At 32.9% G+C, this 21,669-nt stretch carries 22 protein-coding genes; 5 read left to right on the top strand and 17 right to left on the bottom strand.

Going from position 1 to position 21,669, the window contains the following annotated elements; translation table 11 throughout:
• Positions 1-178 precede the first annotated feature (178 nt).
• From E4100_RS08910 to E4100_RS08895, 4 genes are all read left to right on the top strand, one after another.
• Complete coding sequence (locus E4100_RS08910; RefSeq protein ID WP_135271701.1) at positions 179-403, top strand: FeoA family protein; 225 nt, start codon at positions 179-181, stop codon at positions 401-403.
• Between the two features lie 17 nt (positions 404-420).
• Positions 421-2,388 (top strand): ferrous iron transport protein B, encoded by a 1,968-nt coding sequence (feoB, locus tag E4100_RS08905; RefSeq protein WP_135271700.1) that lies wholly within the window; start codon positions 421-423, stop codon positions 2,386-2,388.
• Between the two features lie 12 nt (positions 2,389-2,400).
• On the top strand, positions 2,401-2,661 hold the full coding sequence (locus tag E4100_RS08900) for a FeoC-like transcriptional regulator (protein WP_135271699.1): 261 nt from the start codon (positions 2,401-2,403) through the stop codon (positions 2,659-2,661).
• A gap of 595 nt (positions 2,662-3,256) precedes the next feature.
• Entirely contained in the window at positions 3,257-4,711 is a 1,455-nt protein-coding gene (locus tag E4100_RS08895; protein WP_135271698.1) for a nicotinate phosphoribosyltransferase, read from the top strand.
• Positions 4,712-4,733: 22 nt separating this feature from the next.
• Here the strand turns inward: E4100_RS08895 and E4100_RS08890 are convergent, their stop codons facing one another.
• The 17 genes from E4100_RS08890 to E4100_RS08810 all read right to left on the bottom strand — a co-directional run bounded on the left by E4100_RS08890 (position 4,734) and on the right by E4100_RS08810 (position 19,928).
• Positions 4,734-5,366 (bottom strand): V-type ATP synthase subunit D, encoded by a 633-nt coding sequence (locus E4100_RS08890; RefSeq protein ID WP_135271697.1) that lies wholly within the window; start codon positions 5,364-5,366, stop codon positions 4,734-4,736.
• A 9-nt stretch (positions 5,367-5,375) separates the two neighbouring features.
• On the bottom strand, positions 5,376-6,749 hold the full coding sequence (locus E4100_RS08885) for a V-type ATP synthase subunit B (RefSeq protein WP_135271696.1): 1,374 nt from the start codon (positions 6,747-6,749) through the stop codon (positions 5,376-5,378).
• 13 nt (positions 6,750-6,762) lie between these two features.
• Entirely contained in the window at positions 6,763-8,535 is a 1,773-nt protein-coding gene (locus tag E4100_RS08880; protein WP_135271695.1) for a V-type ATP synthase subunit A, read from the bottom strand.
• Positions 8,528-9,157 (bottom strand): V-type ATP synthase subunit E, encoded by a 630-nt coding sequence (locus E4100_RS08875; protein ID WP_135271694.1) that lies wholly within the window; start codon positions 9,155-9,157, stop codon positions 8,528-8,530. Before E4100_RS08875 ends, E4100_RS08880 begins: the two co-directional genes overlap by 8 nt.
• An 11-nt stretch (positions 9,158-9,168) precedes the next feature.
• Positions 9,169-9,474 carry a V-type ATP synthase subunit F gene (locus tag E4100_RS08870; RefSeq protein WP_135271693.1) on the bottom strand — a complete coding sequence of 102 codons (306 nt, stop codon included), beginning with the start codon at positions 9,472-9,474 and terminating at the stop codon, positions 9,169-9,171.
• Between the two features lie 2 nt (positions 9,475-9,476).
• Complete coding sequence (locus E4100_RS08865) at positions 9,477-9,911, bottom strand: ATP synthase subunit C (protein WP_135271692.1); 435 nt, start codon at positions 9,909-9,911, stop codon at positions 9,477-9,479.
• A gap of 25 nt (positions 9,912-9,936) precedes the next feature.
• On the bottom strand, positions 9,937-11,880 hold the full coding sequence (locus E4100_RS08860; protein WP_135271691.1) for a V-type ATP synthase subunit I: 1,944 nt from the start codon (positions 11,878-11,880) through the stop codon (positions 9,937-9,939).
• A gap of 53 nt (positions 11,881-11,933) precedes the next feature.
• Positions 11,934-12,968 carry a V-type ATP synthase subunit I domain-containing protein gene (locus E4100_RS08855; protein WP_135271690.1) on the bottom strand — a complete coding sequence of 345 codons (1,035 nt, stop codon included), beginning with the start codon at positions 12,966-12,968 and terminating at the stop codon, positions 11,934-11,936.
• 2 nt (positions 12,969-12,970) lie between these two features.
• Positions 12,971-14,023, bottom strand: coding sequence for a V-type ATPase subunit (locus E4100_RS08850; RefSeq protein WP_135271689.1), 1,053 nt, complete (start codon positions 14,021-14,023; stop codon positions 12,971-12,973).
• A 10-nt stretch (positions 14,024-14,033) separates the two neighbouring features.
• Positions 14,034-14,360 (bottom strand): hypothetical protein, encoded by a 327-nt coding sequence (locus tag E4100_RS08845; protein ID WP_135271688.1) that lies wholly within the window; start codon positions 14,358-14,360, stop codon positions 14,034-14,036.
• Positions 14,361-14,572: 212 nt separating this feature from the next.
• On the bottom strand, positions 14,573-15,145 hold the full coding sequence (locus E4100_RS08840) for an indolepyruvate oxidoreductase subunit beta (protein WP_135271687.1): 573 nt from the start codon (positions 15,143-15,145) through the stop codon (positions 14,573-14,575).
• Entirely contained in the window at positions 15,138-16,922 is a 1,785-nt protein-coding gene (gene iorA / locus E4100_RS08835; protein ID WP_135271686.1) for an indolepyruvate ferredoxin oxidoreductase subunit alpha, read from the bottom strand. Before iorA ends, E4100_RS08840 begins: the two co-directional genes overlap by 8 nt.
• 57 nt (positions 16,923-16,979) lie before the next feature.
• A complete protein-coding gene (locus E4100_RS08830) occupies positions 16,980-17,354 on the bottom strand; it encodes a DUF1622 domain-containing protein (protein WP_135271685.1) in 375 nt (124 codons plus the stop codon).
• Positions 17,355-17,468: 114 nt separating this feature from the next.
• Positions 17,469-17,690 (bottom strand): hypothetical protein, encoded by a 222-nt coding sequence (locus E4100_RS08825; RefSeq protein WP_135271684.1) that lies wholly within the window; start codon positions 17,688-17,690, stop codon positions 17,469-17,471.
• A gap of 28 nt (positions 17,691-17,718) precedes the next feature.
• Positions 17,719-18,186 carry a YtxH domain-containing protein gene (locus E4100_RS08820; protein WP_167792112.1) on the bottom strand — a complete coding sequence of 156 codons (468 nt, stop codon included), beginning with the start codon at positions 18,184-18,186 and terminating at the stop codon, positions 17,719-17,721.
• A gap of 81 nt (positions 18,187-18,267) precedes the next feature.
• Positions 18,268-19,578 (bottom strand): 6-phospho-beta-glucosidase, encoded by a 1,311-nt coding sequence (locus tag E4100_RS08815; protein WP_282097119.1) that lies wholly within the window; start codon positions 19,576-19,578, stop codon positions 18,268-18,270.
• Between the two features lie 107 nt (positions 19,579-19,685).
• Complete coding sequence (locus tag E4100_RS08810) at positions 19,686-19,928, bottom strand: SemiSWEET transporter (protein ID WP_135271681.1); 243 nt, start codon at positions 19,926-19,928, stop codon at positions 19,686-19,688.
• Positions 19,929-20,289: 361 nt separating this feature from the next.
• Here E4100_RS08810 and E4100_RS08805 point away from each other — a divergent pair, with 361 nt between their 5' ends.
• The gene (locus E4100_RS08805; protein WP_135271680.1) at positions 20,290-21,567 is read left to right on the top strand and encodes an IS110 family RNA-guided transposase; all 1,278 of its coding nucleotides are present in this window, start codon (positions 20,290-20,292) and stop codon (positions 21,565-21,567) included.
• The last annotated feature ends 102 nt before the right edge of the window (positions 21,568-21,669 follow it).

Raw genomic sequence — 21,669 nt, 5'->3', positions numbered from 1 at the left:
TGATTATGGAGCTATTATTCTAAATATTATTTAGAAAATTATTATTAGTTGTTTTCCAACAATTAATTGACACTATCTATATTTAACATTTAACTTGATTTTTTGTTAAAAATATATTATGATGTAAATGTAAATGATAATCATTATCATACAAAATCGTGTAGAGGGGGAAGTACAGATGGTATTGACTGAAGTAAAGCCAAATTGTAGATGTAAAATTAAAAATATATCTAAAGGTCAAATGGCTACTAAAAGATTGTACGAGCTTGGTTTAAATACTGGGGCTGAAATAAAAGTTGAAAAAAATGATTTTGGACCAATAATCCTAAGAGTTTATGGAAATAAACTAGCTTTAGGGAGAGGTTTAGCAGAACATATTGAAGTGGAAGTATTAAATAATTAAAAGGAGACTAAAATGATATGCATACAATAGCACTTGTTGGAAACCCAAATAGTGGTAAAACCACGTTATTTAATGCAATCACAGGTTCTACCCAACATGTCGGGAACTGGCCTGGCGTTACTGTAGAAAAAAAAGAGGGTTTCTTTACATATAATAATGAGAAATATTCATTAGTTGATTTACCTGGTACTTATACTCTGGGAGCTTTTTCTGAAGATGAAATTGTTGCCAGAGATTTTGTATTAAAGGGCAACCCTGAAGTTGTAATAAATGTAATAGATGCCACAAATATCAAAAGAAATTTATATCTGACAGTCCAACTATTGGAGATGGGAGCTAATGTGGTATTGGCTTTAAATATGATGGATGAGGCTAAAGCTAAGGAAATAAACATAGATATCAATAAATTGTCCGACAGATTAAATGTACCTATAGTAGAAACTAGTGCATCAAAAAAAATAGGGATAGATGAATTATTGAGAGTAACAGTTGAAAGTATAAGTAGAAAAGCGAATTCTCTTGATATATCCTATGGTGAAGAAATAGATGAAGAGATCAAAAATATTGAAAAATTACTTGAAAATAAGGATTTTCCTTATCCTAAGAGATGGCTAGCTATAAAAATACTCGAAAATGATAAAGATATTGTATCTCTTGTTTCTAGTGACAGCGAAATAAAAAACTATTTAGAAAGATTAAAAGAAGAAGATAAGATTTATGAGTTAGAAATTGTAGATAAAAGATATGATTATATAAATAGCATTACTAAAGGTTTAATTAAAGAACCAGAAAATATACCAACTACCACAGATAAAGTAGATAGAGTTCTTACTAACTATATCTTTGGGATTCCTATCTTTGCATTGATCATGGCTTTAGTATTTCAACTGACTTTTAAGATAGGACAAGATTTCTTGGGCGGTTATGTCGAAACTTTTATTGGATTTATAGCTTCATCCGTAGAAAACCTATTGGTCAGTATAAATGCTCCAGATTTACTGGTTTCTTTTGTATCTGAAGGTTTCTTTGGCGGAGTCGGAGCCGTATTGGTTTTTGTGCCACTTATAGTGGTATTATACTTCTTCTTAGCTATTTTAGAAGACACGGGATATATGGCTAGAGCTGCTTATGTCATGGATTCATTGATGAGAAAAGTAGGACTTCAAGGGAAATCATTTATATCGATGGTCGTAGGATTTGGATGCAATGTACCCGGTATAATGAGTACTAGAACTTTAGATAATAAAAAAGATAGAATGATTGCTATATTGATAAATCCTTTTATGTCTTGTGGTGCAAGACTTCCAGTTTATATGGTTTTTATTGGTGCTTTTTTCCCAAATAATGGCGGGTTAGTGCTGTTTCTAATTTATGCGCTTGGAATAGCTATGGCATTGATTATGGCTAAAGTATTTAGCAAGACTTTATTCAAAGGAGAAGAAACTCATTTTATCATGGAACTTCCTCCTTATAGATTGCCTTCAATGAATAGTGTGTTTAGAGATATGTGGGAAAAAGTATGGGGTTTCCTAAAAAGAGCGGGAACAGTCATATTTTTGGTTGTGACAATACTATGGGTGTTATCAATGTTGCCTGCAGGAGTTGAACCTTACTCGAAGGAAAGTTTATTAGGTAGAATTGGATCACTATTAGCTCCAATATTTTCACCAGCAGGATTTGGAACATGGCAAGCTTCTGTAAGCCTTTTTGCTGGTATCGCAGCAAAAGAAGCTATAGTAGGTACATTGGGCATGCTATACTCGCCACTTGAATTGACAGAAGCTTTGAGGATGAACTTCACTACCCTATCTGCTATCTCTTACATGGTAATGGTATTATTGTATACGCCTTGTGCGGCTACTATCGCTACTGTAAAAAGAGAAACAAATTCAGTAAAATGGGCTTTGTTCATGGCTGTTTACACATTTTTATTGGGCTATATAATGGCAGTTGTTGTCTATCAAATAGGAAGTCTGTTTATTTAACAGGAGGATATTATGTTAAAAGAGTGTTTGAAATTAATTTCAGAAGGATCAGTAAAATCTGCTAAAGATATAGCTAAGAAATTAAATATAAGTGAAGATGAAGCGGATTTACTTATTGATCATCTGAAACAAATGGGTTATTTAGAAAAAGATATGAGTGATTTTTCATGCGAAGGAAAATGTTTTGGCTGCAATTTAGCTAATTGCCCTACTAACAGTATCATCACTTTTAGGCTTTCAGATAAAGGAATAAAATATATAAAAAATATATAAAAAATTTTTATATTTTGTGTTTAAAACTTTTTTTCTGGGTATAATATAGACAAATCATTATATAATAAATTATTACTTAATAAAAGTAATGGTTTATATAATGGTTAATAGGACTTTGACAACTGCATCCAACTAAAAATCAAGTATCTAATTTGTAAAAGTTAGTTGCTTTTTAAAAGAATTACACTAATGATTGGTTAAGAGTATTTTAGATTTAAAAGATTTAAAATTGATGTTAGTCAAAGTAGTGTAAGATTTTGTAAGTGTTTGTAGTAAACTTTATAGTTTAATTGAAACTAAATTATAAAGGTTAGAGATTTACGTGGAGATTTAGTTAGTTAGTAAAACTTAATAGCTTATTAAGTTAAAAGATTAGATTTAATCCTCTTTAACTTAAATTAAGGAGTTGCTTGTTAAAATAAAAGAAAATGTGATTGAACCAAAAACTGAACGTTGGAGCAGTTGTTCAAAGTCTTATTTATAATGAAGGGCTTTTCTTAGATGAAAATCGGAAAGGTCCTTCTTATTTTTTTGAAGTTGTATTTTACAAGCCTTGATACTATAATATAGTTAATATAGACAAAGGAGATGCAATATGGAAAAAGTAGATTGGCTGGTAAAAGAAAACCTTACCATGCTTGCAGATTTTTATGAGTTTACGATGGCAAATGGATATCTCGAAAACAACATGGAGGGAAAAATCGCTTATTTTGACATGTTTTTTAGAAGTATACCAGATGACGGTGGCTTTGCGATCATGGCAGGTGTTGAACAGCTATTAGATTATTTAAATAACTTAAAGTTTAGCGAAGATGATATCAATTACTTCAAAAGTACAGGTATTTTCGGAGAGAAATTCATTAATTATCTAGAAAATTTCAATTTCACTTGCGATGTATGGGCTATCCCTGAGGGTACCCCAATATTTCCAAATGAACCGATAGTGACAGTGAGAGGTCCTGTTGTACAAGCACAGCTTATAGAAACAATGGTGCTATTGACTGTAAATCATCAGTCTTTGATTGCAACAAAGGCAAATAGAATTGTAAGAGCTGCGGATGGAAGGTCTGTCATTGAATTTGGTTCTAGAAGGGCTCAAGGATATGGAGGTGCTATATTAGGAGCAAGAGCTGCCTACATAGGTGGTTGTATTGGTACAGCCAATACTATAGTGGATAGGGATTTTAATATACCCGCACTTGGCACTATGGCTCATAGTTGGGTTCAATTGTTTCCTTCAGAACTAGAAGCTTTCAAAGCTTACGCAAGGGTTTATCCAGATAATTGCACACTTTTAGTAGACACTTATGATACTCTTTCTCAAGGAGTTCCAAACGCAATAAAAACATTTAACGAAGAAGTTTTACCTCGAGGATTTAGGCCGAAGGGAATTAGGATTGATAGTGGAGATATTGCATATCTATCTAAAGAAGCTAGAAAAATGCTTGATGAAGCTGGTTTTAGTGATGTGAAGATCATGGCATCATCTAGTTTAGATGAGTTTGTCATTAAAGATTTACTAAACCAAGGTGCGAAAATCGATATGTTTGGAGTCGGAGAAAGACTCATAACAGCTCAATCCGAGCCTATCTTTGGAGGTGTGTATAAATTAGTTGCTGTTGAAGAAAATGGCGAAATCGTACCAAAGATTAAAATTAGCAATAATGTAAATAAGATCACAACTCCCGGTTTTAAACAAGTATATAGATTTTACGATAAGAGAAACAACAAAGCTATGGCAGATGTAATCACTCTATATGATGAAAAGATACCAGAAAAAGGTCCATATGAAATCTTCCATCCTCTCTTTACTTGGAAGAGAAAACTTCTTAATAATTATTATGTTAGGCCGCTATTAGTTCAAATTTATGATAAAGGTAAATGTGTTTATCAAAGCCCAAATATTCATGAAATAAGAAAATATTGTTTTGACCAGTTAGATACTCTATGGGATGAAGTTAAGAGATTTGAAAGACCACATGAGTATTTTGTAGACCTTTCTGAAGCACTTTGGAATGTAAAAGATGAGCTTCTCAAAAAACATAAATAACTTGCCAATTTGGCAAGTTATTTTATTGTTGTTTATGTTTTTTGCTCTTCCCTTTAACTCTTTTAAGCCTAAAGAAATCTTCTCTTTCTTTTTCTTGTAGCACGCTGTCGATGTATTTTATAGTTTCCTCATACCTTGGAATTTGTATCTTTTCAAGAGCATTTGCCCTCTTTTGTGTCTTTTTAATCTCCATAGCTAATTTATATACAGAGTTTTCTATCTCTGCTAGTTCATATATCAATTCTCTAACTTTCATAAAGCTTATAACTGTCTTGTCAAAAGCAGGAGATGTCCTGTAAAAACCATATTCAGTCTTTAAAGGACTATCTTCTCTTTTAATTATTGGAACTTCAACTCCCATTACCGATTTATATATAATATCAAAATCTTTTTCATTCTCAATTGATTGTGCTATTTCAATAACAGTCTCTGGTCCCATTAGTATATTAGATATTTTTAAATTTTCATATGCTTCTTGAAATGCTTCATCTACTTTAGCTTGAAGATTTGTTGCCGAATCAATCAAGTTCATCATCTCACGAATCAGTACTGTCCTTTTTTTATCCAAAAGTTCATAACCTTTTTTGGCAAAAGAAAGAGAGTTTTTAGCTTTTATTAAATTCGCTTTTGTAGGTGTTGTCTTATAAACAGCCATTGCCTCACCTTATTTCATATACTTTTCAATTAATTTTTGATCCAGTCTATCTAGTTCTTCCCTTGGCAATAGTTTCAATAAATCCCATGCTATGTCCAATGTTTCCATCATATCCCTGTTTTCAGTGAAACTTTGAGATACAAATCTCTTTTCAAATTCATCTCCAAATTTAAGATACTTTTGATCTCTTTCCGATAAATCATCTTCTCCTATGATTTGTGCTAATGCTCTTATATCTTGAACTTTTGAATAAGCCGAGAATAGCTGATTTGCTACTTCAGGGTGATCTTCTCTAGTAAATCCTTCTCCTATACCATCTTTCATCAAACGTGAAAGGGATGGCAGTACATTTATAGGCGGATATATTCCTTTTAAATACAAATCTCTTGACAATACAAGTTGTCCTTCAGTGATATAGCCTGTAAGGTCAGGAATAGGGTGAGTAATGTCATCGTTTGGCATTGTGAGTATTGGTATAAGTGTTACAGAACCGTTTTTACCCTTTATCATTCCTGCCCTTTCATAAAGCTCTGCAAGGTCTGAATACAAGTACCCAGGATATCCTCTTCTACTTGGAACTTCTTCTCTTAGTGAAGAAACTTCACGAAGTGCTTCGCCATAGCTTGTTATATCTGTCATGATTACGAGAACATGCTGATTTTCTTCATAAGCAAGGTACTCCGCAGCCGTAAGCGCACACCTTGGAGTTATGATTCTCTCCATTATAGGATCGTCAGCATAATTTATATACATTACTACTCTATCTAGTACCCCGGCTTTCCTAAATGTTTCTTGGAAATAGAAAGCCTCATCATGTTTTACACCTATTGCTGCAAATATTATCGAGAAATTATCGGATCCTGATTCACTTTTTATCTTAGCTTGTCTTACTATTTGTGCTGCCAATTGATTGTGAGGTAAACCAGCCCCTGAAAATATAGGCAACTTTTGTCCTCTTATCAATGTAGCAAGACCATCAATCGATGAAATACCTGTCTGAATGTAATTTCTTGGGTACTCCCTTGATACCGGATTAATAGGCCTGCCATTTACATTGTAAGTTTTTTCAGAGTAGATATCTCCTCCACCATCCATTGGTCTTCCTATTCCATCAAAAGTTCTTCCTAAAATCTCCTTTGATAGTGGTATTTCAAATGGTTTCCCTTTAAATGTAACTTTAGTATTATCTGTGGCAATCCCCATAGTACTTCCGAAAACTTGAACTACAACACTGTCACCGTCTATCTTAATTACTCTACCAACCATTTTGTTGCCGAATTGGTCTTCTATTTCTGCTATTTCACTATACCCTATAGAATGAGTGTTAGAAAGTTCAATGATACTGCCCTCAACTTTATCTAATTTTAAATATTTTCTCTTCATTTATCTTCACCCACTATTTGCTATACTCTGACTCTAATTTATCATAGAAGTCATTAATCATTTTATTGACTTCTTTGATCTTTGAAATATCATCGTTAGGTATAGTATATTTTAATTTTATGACTTCTTCATATGTTTCTCCATTTCTTACTCTGGAGATCGGTATGCCTTTCTTGACTGCAGAAAGCCCTCTATCATATAACAATTCCATTGTTTTTAACATTTCATATTGCTTTTTAAGTGGTACAAACGCATCGTCTTTATGGAATGCATTTTGTTGTAAAAATCCAATTTTTAATACCTTAGCAATCTCCAATATCAGTCTTTGGTCATCTGGTAAAACATCTTCTCCAACCAAGAGAACTATTTCTTGGAGTTTATTTTCTTCAAACAAAATTCCAAGCATTTTTTCTCTTAAATTTGAAATATCTACATCTAATTCTTTCTCATAAAAGTCTTTAATCATGTGAGTATATCCACTATAACTTTCCATCCAATTGATAGCAGGATAGTGCCTTGAATATGCCAATTCTCTATCAAGTCCTAAAAATACATTTACAAATCTCTTTGTATTCTCAGTTACTGGTTCAGAAAAATCTCCACCTGCTGGTGATACCGCACCAATAAGAGTTACAGAAGCATCTTCACCTGAAAGTGTCCTTACATATCCAGCTCTTTCATAGAATTGTGCAAGTCTTGTTGGCAAATATGCAGGATATCCTTCTTCAGCGGGCATTTCTTCTAGTCTACCTGAAATTTCTCTCAATGCTTCAGCCCATCTTGATGTTGAATCCGCCATAACCGCTACATCATATCCCATATCCCTAAAATACTCGGCCATAGTAATACCTGTATATATAGAAGCCTCTCTTGCTGCAACGGGCATATTTGATGTGTTTGCTATTAAAACTGTTCTCTCCATGATAGGCCTATTGGTCTTAGGGTCCACTAACTTAGGAAAGTCTTCCAAAACTTCTGTCATTTCATTTCCTCTTTCACCACAACCTACATAGATTATGATGTCTGCATCAGACCATTTTGCAAGTTGATGTTGAAGCATTGTCTTCCCTGTACCAAACCCTCCAGGAATAGCTGTAGTTCCACCTTTAGCTATTGGGAAAAACACATCCAATATCCTTTGACCTGTTACAAGAAGCTTGCTTATTTCAAGTCTCTTTTCAACGGGTCGTGGATTTCTTACCGGCCATTCTTGATACATCTTTATATCGTGGATATTTCCGTCTTTATCCTCAATTTTTATTATAGTGTCATTTATCGTACCCTTGTTCATTTCATTAGTCCATATTACTTTACCTGAAATATCAACAGGAACCATCAGTTTGTGAACAATTAGCTGAGTTTCTTGAACTTGTGCAAATATCTGTCCTCCTGTTAGTTTATCCCCTGGCTTTACTAGCAATTTATATTCCCAAACAGCATCTTCATCTAGTGATATAAGTCCTATCCCTTCAGGAATAAAATCGCCATGGTCCGCTCTAATCTTCTTCAATGGTCTTTGAATACCATCAAACATATTCCCGAGCATGCCAGGTCCTAACTTTAGTGAAAGTGGTTTGCCTGTTGAAACCACTTCATCACCTTTTTTTAAACCTTCTGTCTCTTCATATACTTGAACAATGCCAGTATCTCCATCAATGGAAATAACTTCACCTATTAACTTCTTTGGTCCTACTACAACCATCTCTCTCATTTTAAATCCAGTCATGTTATCCCCTATGATTACAGGACCATTGATGGATTTAATTTTACCTGTTAATTCACTCATTTATGTCACCTGCTCCCTCTAAAAGCGAAAATAGCTTGTTGCCTATTTCATATTCATTGTCATCAATTAATGTCTTTAGTGAATAGTCAACTAAAAATGTCTTTTCTTTATCTTCAATTAAAAATCCACCGATTAGATTTGATGGCATAGTTTCAATATTGAACTTGTCAAATCTATTTGAATAAGTATCTTCCAAATGTTTCTTTACTATTTCTTTATCACTTTCTCTAACGTAAATAGTAAAATACATATCTCCAAACTCTAAAATAGCTTTGTCTACCTTGTCAAAGAGATATTGTCCGTATTCACTGGTCTTAGTGAATGCAGAAGCTTTTAAATATAGGCTTTGAATGAAATCTTGTAAGATTTCTTCCCTCATCTTCAAAACTTGCTCTTTGACTTTTGTTTTTTCTTCAGAAATCTTCTCATTTATCTCTCTTTCTGCCATTGCCAATTTTCTTTTAATAATCTCATCTCTTTGAGCTTCGAGTTCTTTTTTCTTCTGCTCTAGGAGACTTTCATTTTCTTTTTTTAGTTCATCTAATGCTATTTGAAATTTATTTTCTTCTTCTTTATAGACAACTTTGCGAAATATATCTAATTTATCTTCTACAGTTATCATGACTTCACCACCTATATTTTGATGCCGACGGACTCTTTAATATATCTCATAATAAAGTCTTTATCCTTTAGGCCTGTCCTATCTGGTACAGTTACAATTAGCTTCTTACTATTGCTCTTTTTTACTTCAAGTACTCTATCTTTCATTTTATCAAAGATAGATTCCGTAACTATGATTATTCCAATCTCATCATTTAAAACAGCATCATCAAATGCTTTCCTTATATCATCTAAGTCTTTTACATATATGCCTTCTATGGTTGCTAATCTCATTCCCACTAAAGTGTCCTTGTGGTCGCTGATTAGAATAGATTTCATTTTTATAACCTTCCCAAAATAAGGATTGAAACTATAAGTCCATAAATAGCAATACCTTCTGCCAAACCTACAAATATAAGTGTTTGACCTAGTAATGATTTATCTTCTGATACTGCACCCAAAGCAGCTGACCCAACTACTGCTACCGCATACCCTGCACCAAGTGTTGCTAATCCTGTAGCCAAAGCCGCTGATATAAATCCTAACCCTTGTGATGATGTAACCCCAGTTGCTGTTGCTTCTTCTGCTGCATTAATTGCTCCTGGTACCATGATGATAACTGCTGCCATCAAAAGTGGAACAAATACAAACAGATTGGCTCTTAATATTTTCTTTAATTTTTTTCTGTCGCCTTCCATATCGCTGTAAATAAAATAAATTCCTGTTGCAATTGTTAATAATACCATTATTGTTGTTGTTGTTAATATAAATGACATAATATCTCCTCCTAAATTCTTTATTCTAATATTCTAATTTTACAGGTTCAAAAGCCTTACCATCACCTTTATAGTATCTACTAAATAATTCATAATACTGAAGTCTTAAGCCTTGAATAAATACTATAAGCCCTTCTAGCCCTAAAATTAGTAGATTGCCAATGATGAGTACCACTGCATTTCCTGCAGCTGAACCTATCATCTCGCCGATAGTTTCAAAAGCTATGAATAACCCGACATGTGTTAGCGCAAATGCCCCAACTCTTATAAATGAAACTGTACCACTTAACATACTCAAAAAAGTTTCCAACAGTGAGAATACTCCTTCAATGTAGTATCCAGATATCTCTTCATGATGCAATGGTCTTTTCTTTTCTACTAGATTAGCAAGTGGCATCTTAAAGATAATTGACAATAAAGTTAATACTGCTATTGCTATTCCTACAGGCATTGGCATTATGTTTAAACCCAACATCATCCCACCTACTAAAAGAAGTAAATCGATGAATAACACAAATCCTGCAATTCCCTTATTGCCAAATATAGCTTCCTCGACGTCTTTTCTCTTGAAAGCATTTATAATTCCAAGAATATATGAAATTATGAGTAATGTAACTCCTACGCCAATTGCTATCAAAAGCATGGTATTGATATTTTCAAATGGTCTAATCAGCAATGCTGGTATGATAGTTTCAAATCCAAACACCGCACCATAAAGTGTACCAAATACCATTGAACTTGCACCCAATCTAGTCAATAATCCTCCAAAAGTCTTGCTTTTTTTACCTACTAATAGTCCTGCAAGTAATATTACAAATCCTTGCCCCAAATCTCCAAACATCATTCCAAATAAAAACATATATGATAAACTTAAAAAAGGAGTTGGATCCAGTTCATTGTATGATGGTGTCCCATACATCTTAACTAGCATCTCAAAAGGTTTAAATAACCAATTATTCTTTAATTTTGTAGGTGCATTTGAAATCTCGTCTTTCTTAAATACAGCCACAATTCCATCATATTTCTTTAACAGACTCGTCAGCTTATCTCTATCTGACTCGGCAATCCAAGCAGAAAGATAAAAATATTTCTTTGAAAAAGCAAGATTTTCCTGAATATCTTCCATTTTTAGGATCATATTAGCATGTGCTAATAGCTCCTTTACCCTGTCGGTGTATTTTGATTTAATCTTATCCTCTATTTTCTCATTTTCAGCAATTTCTGCTAAAATCGAATTTCTTTTAATGTCAATTCGCTCGCTTATTTCTCCAGGAGTACCAGAATATTCTTCAGGAATTGGAATTTCTTTAAACCCTAGAGACCTTAAGATTCTAGTCATCTCAATGTTCATTTCTTTTGGGTACATAACTATATATACTTCGCCTTCTTGGCTTGAACCAGTGTGCAAAAAAATACCCAAAATGTTCTCATAGTTCTTCTTTACCTTTTGTCTGCCTTCTTTTGAAAGAATCCCTACTTTGAATTCAAAATATTCCATGCTTCTTAAATCAGATAAAGATATTGAAAAATTCTTTAGTTCTCTAAATATATTCGAGTAATATCCTTCTAAATGCTCTAATTCCTTTTTTAGAGTATTTATTTTTTCATTTGTGTCATGAATTTCTCCAATTATATTATCGAATTCTTTGAGAATATCTTCTTTTGCAAACAGAGTATCGATCTTGATATTTAGTTCATTGTCTTTTATATCAAATATTCTTTTGATTGCCTCTGATTTATTTCTCAAATCATCAGACAGTGATTCTTTTTTGTAACTTCCGGCATAATTCATATCGATTATCTTGTCGATATTTTCATTTGTGACATCAAACGTGAAATTATTTGACTCTATTTGATGAATTGCAGGAATCAGATTCACTTCAACATTTGTGACTATATCTTTTAGGACATTTTCAGCATCTTCTGCTTTTCCGACAATATTTAGCAAAGTCATTTTTTCAACTGACACTTCTTATCACTTCCTTCTTGTTATCGTGATGCTAGATTAAATAGATTGTAAAGCTATGCTAACACCCTTAATAATAAACTGTTCTTTAACTTTGTTGAATGTACAACTTCTTCGTCAAAATCTACATAAATAGCCTCATATTTACTTAATGAATTTTGTATGTTTTCTTTATCAGAACTCAATACAAAAGCAGACAAATAGAAATACTTTCTTGAAAAAGCAAGCTTTTCTTTTACTCTTTCAATCTTTATCATCATGTCCAATTTACCAATTAAGTCAACTGCTTTATTTAAGTGTTTTGATTTTAAATCGTCTAGTTCTTTCTCTTTCATTGCAATTTTTGCTAATATATCGTTTCTTTTTAATGTAAGCACTGCACTTATTTCCTTTGGAGTAGAATTATATTCCTCAGGTAGTATCAATTCTCTAAATTCCAAAGTCTTTAAAGTCCTTTCTATATCAACTGCCACTTTTTTAGGGTAAATCGCGAAGTATACTTCTCCTTCTTCTACTCTTCCGGTATGGATGATTATAGCCGGTATATTTTCATAGCTTGATTTGAGTTTCATCCTTGCTGAATCTTTTAATATACCAAGTTTAAATTCAAAATAATCCATATTTCTTAAATCTCCGATTTTTATCTGGAAATCGTCTAATTCTCTAAATATATTATTATAATAGCCTTCTAATTTTTTTAACTCATTTTCTAAATTCGTTAAATCTTCATTCAATGAATTCATCTTTTCTAAAGCATAATAAAACTCATTGATTTCATTTTCACTTACAGAAAATTTTTCTTTTGAAATATTTAAGTTAAAGTTGCCTAGATCAAATAACGAGATAATTTGTTGCTTCTTATTTCTAAATTCTTCCACTTTGTTGTCGCTAATATAGGGCATTACATAATTCATTTCAACTATTTTATCTAAGTTCTCTTCTTTTACATTAATTTTAAAATGATCTGATTCAATTCTATTTAAAACATCTAATAGTTCGATGTCATGATTTAGGATTAAATCTCTCAATACGTCGTCAGTATATTCGATTTTGCCAATAACATTTAATAACTCCATTTTGTTAGTTCCCATAATTATTCGCTTCCCTTTAAATCTCGAATGAGGTATTCTTTTATGTCTATGCTTGAAATTTGATATCTCTTTGATTCCAATATTGTTAATATATCTCTTATTTCAAATTCTAGTAAATGTAAAAATCCTACAGATACCGAAATATCCATTTTAGCTTTCTTGAAAACATCTTTAAACATATTGTATAGATATTTTTGAATTCTTATTTTAAAGAAAGTATCTATATCTTTATCTGGATTAAATAGCTCTTTGTATGGAGTTCTTTTTACGGTTTTTATTAAATTATCTACATCTGAATAACATAGTTTCTTTAAATCTTCGTATTTAAACTCTAGCCCCCCACTAAGTGCATAGTTTATAAGCTCTTCTGGTATGGTGTTGTAAAACTTAAGCCCTCTATAAATCCACTCAATATTTAATAAATCTACATTTCTCCCGACCAGTTGTTCAGCAAATTTTCTGTCTTCCTTTGAAAGTTTTTTCGCTTTCTCACTTACTGTTTGAAAATAAAATTTATCAAGACTCATTTCGATATAAAAAATCAATCTCTCTGGTTCTTCATCTTTATATCTTTTAATTATGTCATAAAAAGGTGTGTCTTTTAACATCTCAATTAATTCGTTGATGTTCTTTGCACTTTTTATCTTTTCATAAGAAAAACTGTAGTATTTTTCTCTAATTAAGCTTAAATTCTTAGTTTCTTCTAAGCTTTCTCCTCTAGCTACAGCTCTTATGAAAAGCTTCAAGTCCTCAACTTCGTATCTAAGCATAAGAGATCTATAAAACTCTTTGTACTTATCGGAGAAATAATTTAATATCTTGCCAAACTGATAAACCAAGAATCTATCCATAGCGATGTCTACTTCTTCAATCCTTGTAAGATGAGGATCAGTTTTAATGAACTCGCCATAAATAGTGTTATTTTTTAAATATGCAATTGTATCATCTACTGTCTTTGATTCTATTAGATTAATGTAATCTTCATCTGTCAAAAAATGAGAGTGCATTACTCTTAGCTTTGTATTGATCGCTGAAAATCTTCTAGCATTACTCATTTATATCCCTCTATTCCTCGATAGTCAGGATACTTTCCCAAATATCATCTAATAATCTTGTCTTTAATTTTTTGTATTTCTCATTTAGATTTGCAGTACTTCCATATTTGAGATATTCCTGTTGAGCGATTTGTGGAATTAATTTTGATTTTTCTTCAATATAATTCTCGTACAACTTCTGTGCTTCCTTTTCATATGAAGCCATGAGTTCTTTTTCAAGTTGCTGCACTTTTTGAAGTCCTTCAAACTTCTCTTTTTTTAATATTTCCTCATATCTATCCCTTAATTTTTTGGTCTCATCGTCTAGATTAAGGATGTCTTGAACTATTCGATCCATTTTATCACCCCTTGACTAATCTATTATACTCTTTCATTTTACTTACACAATACCCAATTATGCCATAAATACATAAAAAATAAGAAAATTAGATAAATCTATTCATAGACCTTCATCTATATCTTAATATGTCTTTATATCTTCTATTTTCTCTGTTTTCCTTAATTGTTGCAAAAACTTAATAAATGAAGCCACCTTTTTAGGTGGCCATTTTATAATGTATCTAATCCTTTTCTAAAAGCGAGAATATTTTTTTCGTGTGTTTTAGGAGGTAGATATTTTTTAATCTTCTCTTCCCAATCAATATTTTCTAATCCTAATGCCTTTACCGTAACTCCAAGCATGACGATGTTTGAACTTTTTGCTTCACCTACATCAAGAGCTGCTTTTCTAGCATCAATGCTTATGACATGATCAACTTTATTTTTTAATTCCTCTATCACTCCATCTGGATACTCTTCTAATCCCGCAAGTACTGGAAGTGGAAAGATTTCTTCCTCATTTACTATTAATGTTCCGCTAATTTTCAAATTTTCAATGTATCTCAACGCTTCTATTTTTTCAAAAGCTACTAATACATCAGCTTCTCCTGTGTTTATGATTGGAGAATACACTTTTTGTCCAAACTTAATCTGAGTGGTGACACTTCCTCCTCTTTGGCTCATTCCATGAATTTCGCTCATTTTTACGTCAAAGCCTTCTTCCATCAAGCCTTCTGATAGAATCTTTGAAACCAAGATTATTCCTTGCCCTCCAACTCCAGCTAAAAGTAAACTCTTATTCATTTTTTCCACCTCTCTCTTGATGAACTTTAATGGCTTTATAAGGACATGTTTGAACACATACAGTGCAACCATTGCATTGAACTTTATCTATTATAACTTTGTTGTCTACCATAGATATTGCAGGGCAGCCTATTCTAAAGCAAGTCTTGCATTTAGTGCATTTTTCATCGTCAACTTCTGAGTAGAGATTAGCTCTTTTCTTTTGGACTTCTTTTATCAGTGCACATGGCTGTTTAGTTATGATCACAAATGGTCCTTCAGCCTCAAGAGCTGCTTTTATGGCTTCTTTGTTTTGACTCATAATATATGGATTTATTACTTTTATATTTTCCTCTTTTACCCCACATGCTTTTACGATTGAAACAATATCAATCATAGGAGCTTCTTCTCCTTTTATGTTTCTGCCAGTGCCTGGATTTTCTTGATGCCCTGTCATTGCTGTAATCCTATTGTCAAGTATTACCATTACCAAGTCGGATTTGTTGTATACAGCGTCTACTAAGCCAGTCATACCTGAATGAAAAAATGTTGAATCCCCTAAAACGCCAAATACTTTTTTCCCTCTTTGAGCCATTTTATTTACTCTATCAAAGCCTATTCCAGAAGAAAAACCTGCTCCCATGCAAATAACTGTATCTCCAACATATAGTGGAGCTGATGCACCAAGGCTATAGCAGCCTATATCTGATGTGACATTTATTTTGTTTTTGTATTTACTCATCTCATAAAATATTCCTCTGTGAGGACATCCTGCGCAAAGTGCTGGTGGTCTATTTGGAGGTAGAATGTCTAATTTATATGTAGAGGGTGTGCTTTCTCCTAAAACAATTCTTCTGATTATTTGAGGGGTTATTTCACCGCACAGTGGAAATTCTTCCTTACCTATACAGTCAATCCCCAAAGCTTTTATATAGTTTTCCATGTATGGTTCATTTTCTTCTATAACATAAATTTTTTCTACATGCTTTGCGAACTCTTTAAATTTTTCATCTGTAAGTGGATAACTAAAACCTATCTTTAAATATGATGCTTTATCTCCAAGTGCTTCTTTGGCATTCATGTAGCAAGCACCAGAAGTAACTACTCCTATTTTTGAATCATTTAGTTCAATCCTATTTAAGTCGGTGGTATTTGAAAATTCATGTAGTTTAGGAAGTCTATCCCTTTCCATTTCTATGTGTTTTTCTTTAGCATTTGCAGGAACCATTACATATTTTTTAGGATTTTTTATGTATTCTCTTATACCTACTTCTTCTCTTTCTCCTAGTTCCACTACTCCCTTAGTATGACAGACTCTTGTAGTAACTCTAAACAAAACTGCCGTGTCAAATTGCTCTGATATTTCAAAAGCTCTCTTTAGATAATCTTTGCATTCTTGACTATCAGATGGCTCAATTAAAGCAACTTTAGCATGTGGTGCATAGAGTCTATTGTCTTGTTCATTTTGAGAACTATGCATACCTGGCTCATCTGCTGTAATCACTACCAAGCCCCCGTTTACTCCTTCATATGCTATCGTAAAAAAAGGATCTGCCGCAACGTTTAAGCCGACATGCTTCATACTAGCCATAGCTCTTGCACCGGCTACACTTGCACCGAAAGCAGCCTCCAATGCTACTTTTTCATTAGTCGACCATTCAGAATAAATTTCATCATATGTGGAAACGTTTTCCAAAATTTCAGTACTAGGTGTTCCCGGATAAGCACAAGCAACCAGAACTCCTGCTTCATAAGCTCCTCTTGCTATCGCTTCATTTCCCGTCATTAGCTTTTTCATACCTACCACCCTTTCATGTAATCTAATAACAATATATCATAATTTTTCTAAAAAATCTCAATTTTCCTCCTGCTTATTTAATATTTTATTGATATTTTTGTGTTCGATCTCCTTACTGCTTATAGTCAACTCCCAGTGAAGTACAAATGTAAGAACTACTCTAAGAATTGCTACCGCCGCAAGTATTATAAATTCATCAATATTTCTAATAAGTACAGTTTTAATTATCTCTGCAGCTAATTTGAACTCTAAGCTCAAAGACATGGCTTTCGCAAAAGCAAATCCTACTTCATCATCACCAAAATCAAATCCATTTTTAAAAAAATGAAAAACACTTCTTATCGCTGCTACTACTATTATTGAAACTCCGATAAGTTCAAGAAAAGATGTGATATAGGGTACTGCAACTTCCAATATGTGTTCAAATAGCATAAAATGCCCTCCTAAATATTATTGGGTATACATTTATCATTGTCAATATTATATATTTAATGGAGATCTAAGTCAACGAAAAGCCACACTATCTAAAATAGTGTGGCTTGATCATTAATCTTCTTTATAAATAGGGATGATGTATTTATTTATATAGGCGTTTAATCCATCGCCTTTTTTAGCTAATTCTTTCATCTTTTCCACTCTTTGTTTCCCGGCTTTTTCGTAGTTGTAAGTGAAAATATCTCCAGATTCATATTCTACTCTAATGTAATCATCTCCTATTTCGTATGCAACAATGCCAGAGTCATTGTCCTTATCCTTGTACTTCTGCATAAAATCACTTCCTAAATACGGTGTGCGTTTACTCTTTTACGGTCTTTTTAATATCTTCTTTCGTATCTTTCAATACTTCTTTAATTTCTTCTTTCCCTTCTTCAACCTCTGCTTTGCTCTTCTTTGCTTTTTCTTTCACTTCTTCAGCATCTTCTTTGATGTCTTCTTTCTTATCTTCTAACTCTTCCTTTTTTTCTTCTAGTTCTTCTTTAGTTTCCTCAACTTTGCTTGTAACTTTAGCTTTGATCTTATCGTATCCTTCTTTAGTTTTATCTACTGTTTCATTTACTTTCTCTTTGAACTCTTCTTTGGTTTCAACTGTTTTGTTCTTTATGTCTTCTCTAGTTTCCTTTCCTGATTTTGGTGCAAATAACAGCCCTGCTCCTGCTCCTAATAAACTGCCCACAGCAGTACCTGCAGCAATATGTTTAACTTTCTTTGCTCTCTCTTTTCTAGCAATTTCTCTTTTCTTATTTTCAAAGTAATTTTTAATCATATTCATCACTCCCTTATATTTTATTGTACCCAAAAATTTTTTTATAACACAATTTTTTGTAGTGATGAGTATTCTCTAAAATCATTTGAAAAATTTAGGCAGATACTTTTTATGAGCTTCGAGCATTTCATCTAATAAAATTTTGGCTTTTTTATCCGATGCAACTAGTGGATTTATGATCAATGCTAATAGAGCTTTCTCATAAGATCCCTCATAAGCTGCTTCTACTGTAACCCTTTCGAAAGATTTAATCTGTTGAACTAATCCATTAACTGCAACTGGGAGTTCTCCCATTGAAAGAGGCTTTGGACCATCTTTGGTGATCACGCTGCTAACTTCAACTGCACAGTCGTGAGGTAAAGATGTGATAGCACCATTATTTCTAGTGTTCACAGGTTGGATGTCTTTCTTGTCATTGTAGATAGAGTTTATGAGTCTACATGCAGCATCAGAGTAATATGCTCCTCCTCTTTGTTCTAGTTGAGGTGGCTTTATGTCTAAATTTTTATCCTTGTAAATTTCAAAGAGTTCCTTTTCTAATCTACTGACTACCTCAGCTCTTACTTCTCCTTTTTTAAACTCTTCAAGCTCAGTTTGCAGCATCTCATCTCTCATAAAATAATACCTGTGATATGGGCATGGTATGACTCCTAATGCTCTAATAAAATCAGGTTCCCAGTTTATATCGTTGATATTTTTTACCTCAGATGCACTTTTCCCACTAGCTAAATCGTCTATTATTCTTTTTGTTATATTTTCACCATCTAAATAGACATTTAATCCAAACACCATATGATTTAATCCTGCAAAATCAACTCTCACTCTATCATGAGCAACTCCTAAAAGTTTAGCTACACCCATCTCAATGCCAATAGGAACATTGCAAAGTCCTATTACTTTATCAGTATAACCATATTTTAAAAGAGCCTCTTCAATCATTCCTGAAGGATTGGTGAAGTTTATCATCCAAGCGTCAGGACAAAGTTCAGAGATGTCTTTATTTATATCTAAGATAACTGGAATAGTCCTTAGAGCTTTGAACATTCCGCCTGCCCCATTTGTTTCTTGGCCTATAAATCCATGCTTTAAGGGGATTCTCTCATCTTTAATTCGTGCATCTAAAAGCCCTACTCTTATTTGAGTTGTCACAAAATCTGCCCCAGGTAGAGCCTCTCTTCTATCTAATGTTGTAAAAATTTGAATTGGGACATCTGCTTTTTTTACCATTCTTCTAGCTAAATCAGCGATAATTTCAAGCTTTTCCTTGCCTTCTTCTATATCCACAAGCCATAATTCACTCACAGGTAGTTCATCATATCTCTTGATAAATCCTTCCACAAGTTCAGGTGTGTAACTTGATCCTCCCCCTATTGTAACGATTTTTAATCCCATATTAATCAGCTCCTTCATTATAAATATTCGCCTTCTAGTTGGTTTGCTGCAAAAACACCTCCTCATAAAAATCCATCAAGAATTTCAAATCTACTTTACACTATCGATTATTTATACTTTATTTTGTAACTTAAAATGATTACTGCAAAACAAAAAGTTACTATATTTGCAAAAATCAGTGGATAATCTTTGATGTTAATTCCATGAATCACCCACAAGAATACTCCTCCTACAAACATCGAATACATTAAAAGCGATATGCCCGATGTGTCTTTCGTCTTTATAACTTTTACCGCCTGAGGTACAAAAGATAATGTAGTTAAAATTGCTGCTATTGCTCCAAAATTCATTACTTTCCTCCTCGTATAATATGTTTAGAATCACTTTTTACTAAGTGTTCTAAGCATATTTTTATATCTAAAATGCAATTTTTAATTGAGATATCCTGATGTTATAATAAAACAAAGAATAGTTAGCGAAGGATAATTCTTGTCCTCCTTGCAAAGCCAAATGGTTATTGCCTCTATAGCATGCTTCCTGACTTAGCTATCATAATCTTCCAACTCAGATGCTGCATCTCCTTGACTAGACCAACAGCAAGGTAATTTTCAAAGATGAATGCTAATAGTGCGAGGTTGAAGTTAGTAGCTAAGATCGGGATATCTCTTTTACTAATTGTTCTCCCTACTACTTATGAAAGGTGGTGATAATATGAAGAACAATATTTTATCAACTTTATTTATTGGTATTGATGTAAGTTCTAAGACTAACGTCTTGTGTGCTCTTGATTTCCAAGGTAATAAACTTCTCAACCTAAAGGCTTCTAATAACAATCCTGGTGCTGAATCTATGTCAAAAAGCATCTTAGACTGTTTAAATGCTAATAACCTTAAATATGCTGTTATCGCCTTGAAATCAACTTCTATTTATAGTATTCATGTGGCTAACTTCCTATCTTCTCATGAAGATTTAGCATTATTTGAACCTAAAGTATATTGTCTTAACCCCAAAACTATTTCTAATTATAGAAAGTCCTTCGTGGATATAGATAAGACAGATCCTTTAGATGCATACATTATTGCTGATTTTGCTAGATGTGGAAGAATTACATCCTCTCCTTGGCGTGGTTCTCAGTTTCTTGCTTTGCAAAGACTTACTCGCCACAGACTTCATTTAGTTGAGTGTATTACACGTGAAAAAACTTACATGGTCTCAAATATATATCTAAAATTTAGTCAACTAGCAGTCTTAGATAAAGAAGACAAGCCATTTTTCAATAACTATGGAGCTACTTCTGCAGCTATTCTAACCGAATTCTTATCTTTAGACGATATCACATATTCTCCCATCGAAGATTTAGTTGATTTCGTTAAAAAGAAAGGTAAAAATCGATTTAGTGATCCAGAAGCAACAGCTAAGTTACTACAGAAAGCTGCAAGTGATTCCTATAGGTTGGATAAAGTATTATACGAACCTTTAAATATATCAATTGCTTCTTCTTTTAACCTTATTAAGGCTTTTGAAAACGAAATTAAGGCTATTGATAAAGCTATTGAGAAAAACATTAAAGGTATAAATACTACTGAATATCAATCCTTAATATCTATTCCTGGTATCGGGGCTGTTTTAGCTAGTGGCATTTTATCAGAAATTGGAAGCATCAATGCTTTTGATTCCCACGATGCTTTAGCTAAATATGCTGGCTTAACCTGGAGAGTCAATCAATCAGGAGACTACACTGCTGAAGATACCAGCATGACTAAAACAGGTAATAAGTATCTTAGATACTATTTAATTGAAGCTGCTAACAGTGTTAAGAACTATTTGCCAGAGTACAAAGAATACTACAACAAAAAGTTTGGTGAAGTGACTACTCACCAACATAAAAGAGCACTCGCACTTACATCACGTAAATTAGTACGTTTGATTTTTGGATTGCTGACTAAAAATCAAATCTACTCCAGAAATAAAGTTGGAGAGATTCAATAAAATATTTTCAATCACAAGCCTATTTTTTTTTTTTTTTTGAAATAGTAGGTTCTGTTAAAGTTACGCTTTTTTAATTTTTTCTTTTGTTCCTTTTAAAAAATA

Origin of the sequence: Soehngenia longivitae (assembly GCF_004684055.1) — a bacterium.
Taxonomy (GTDB): Bacteria; Bacillota; Clostridia; order Tissierellales; family Tissierellaceae; genus Soehngenia; species Soehngenia longivitae.
This window is presented reverse-complemented; position numbering and strand designations above follow the sequence as displayed.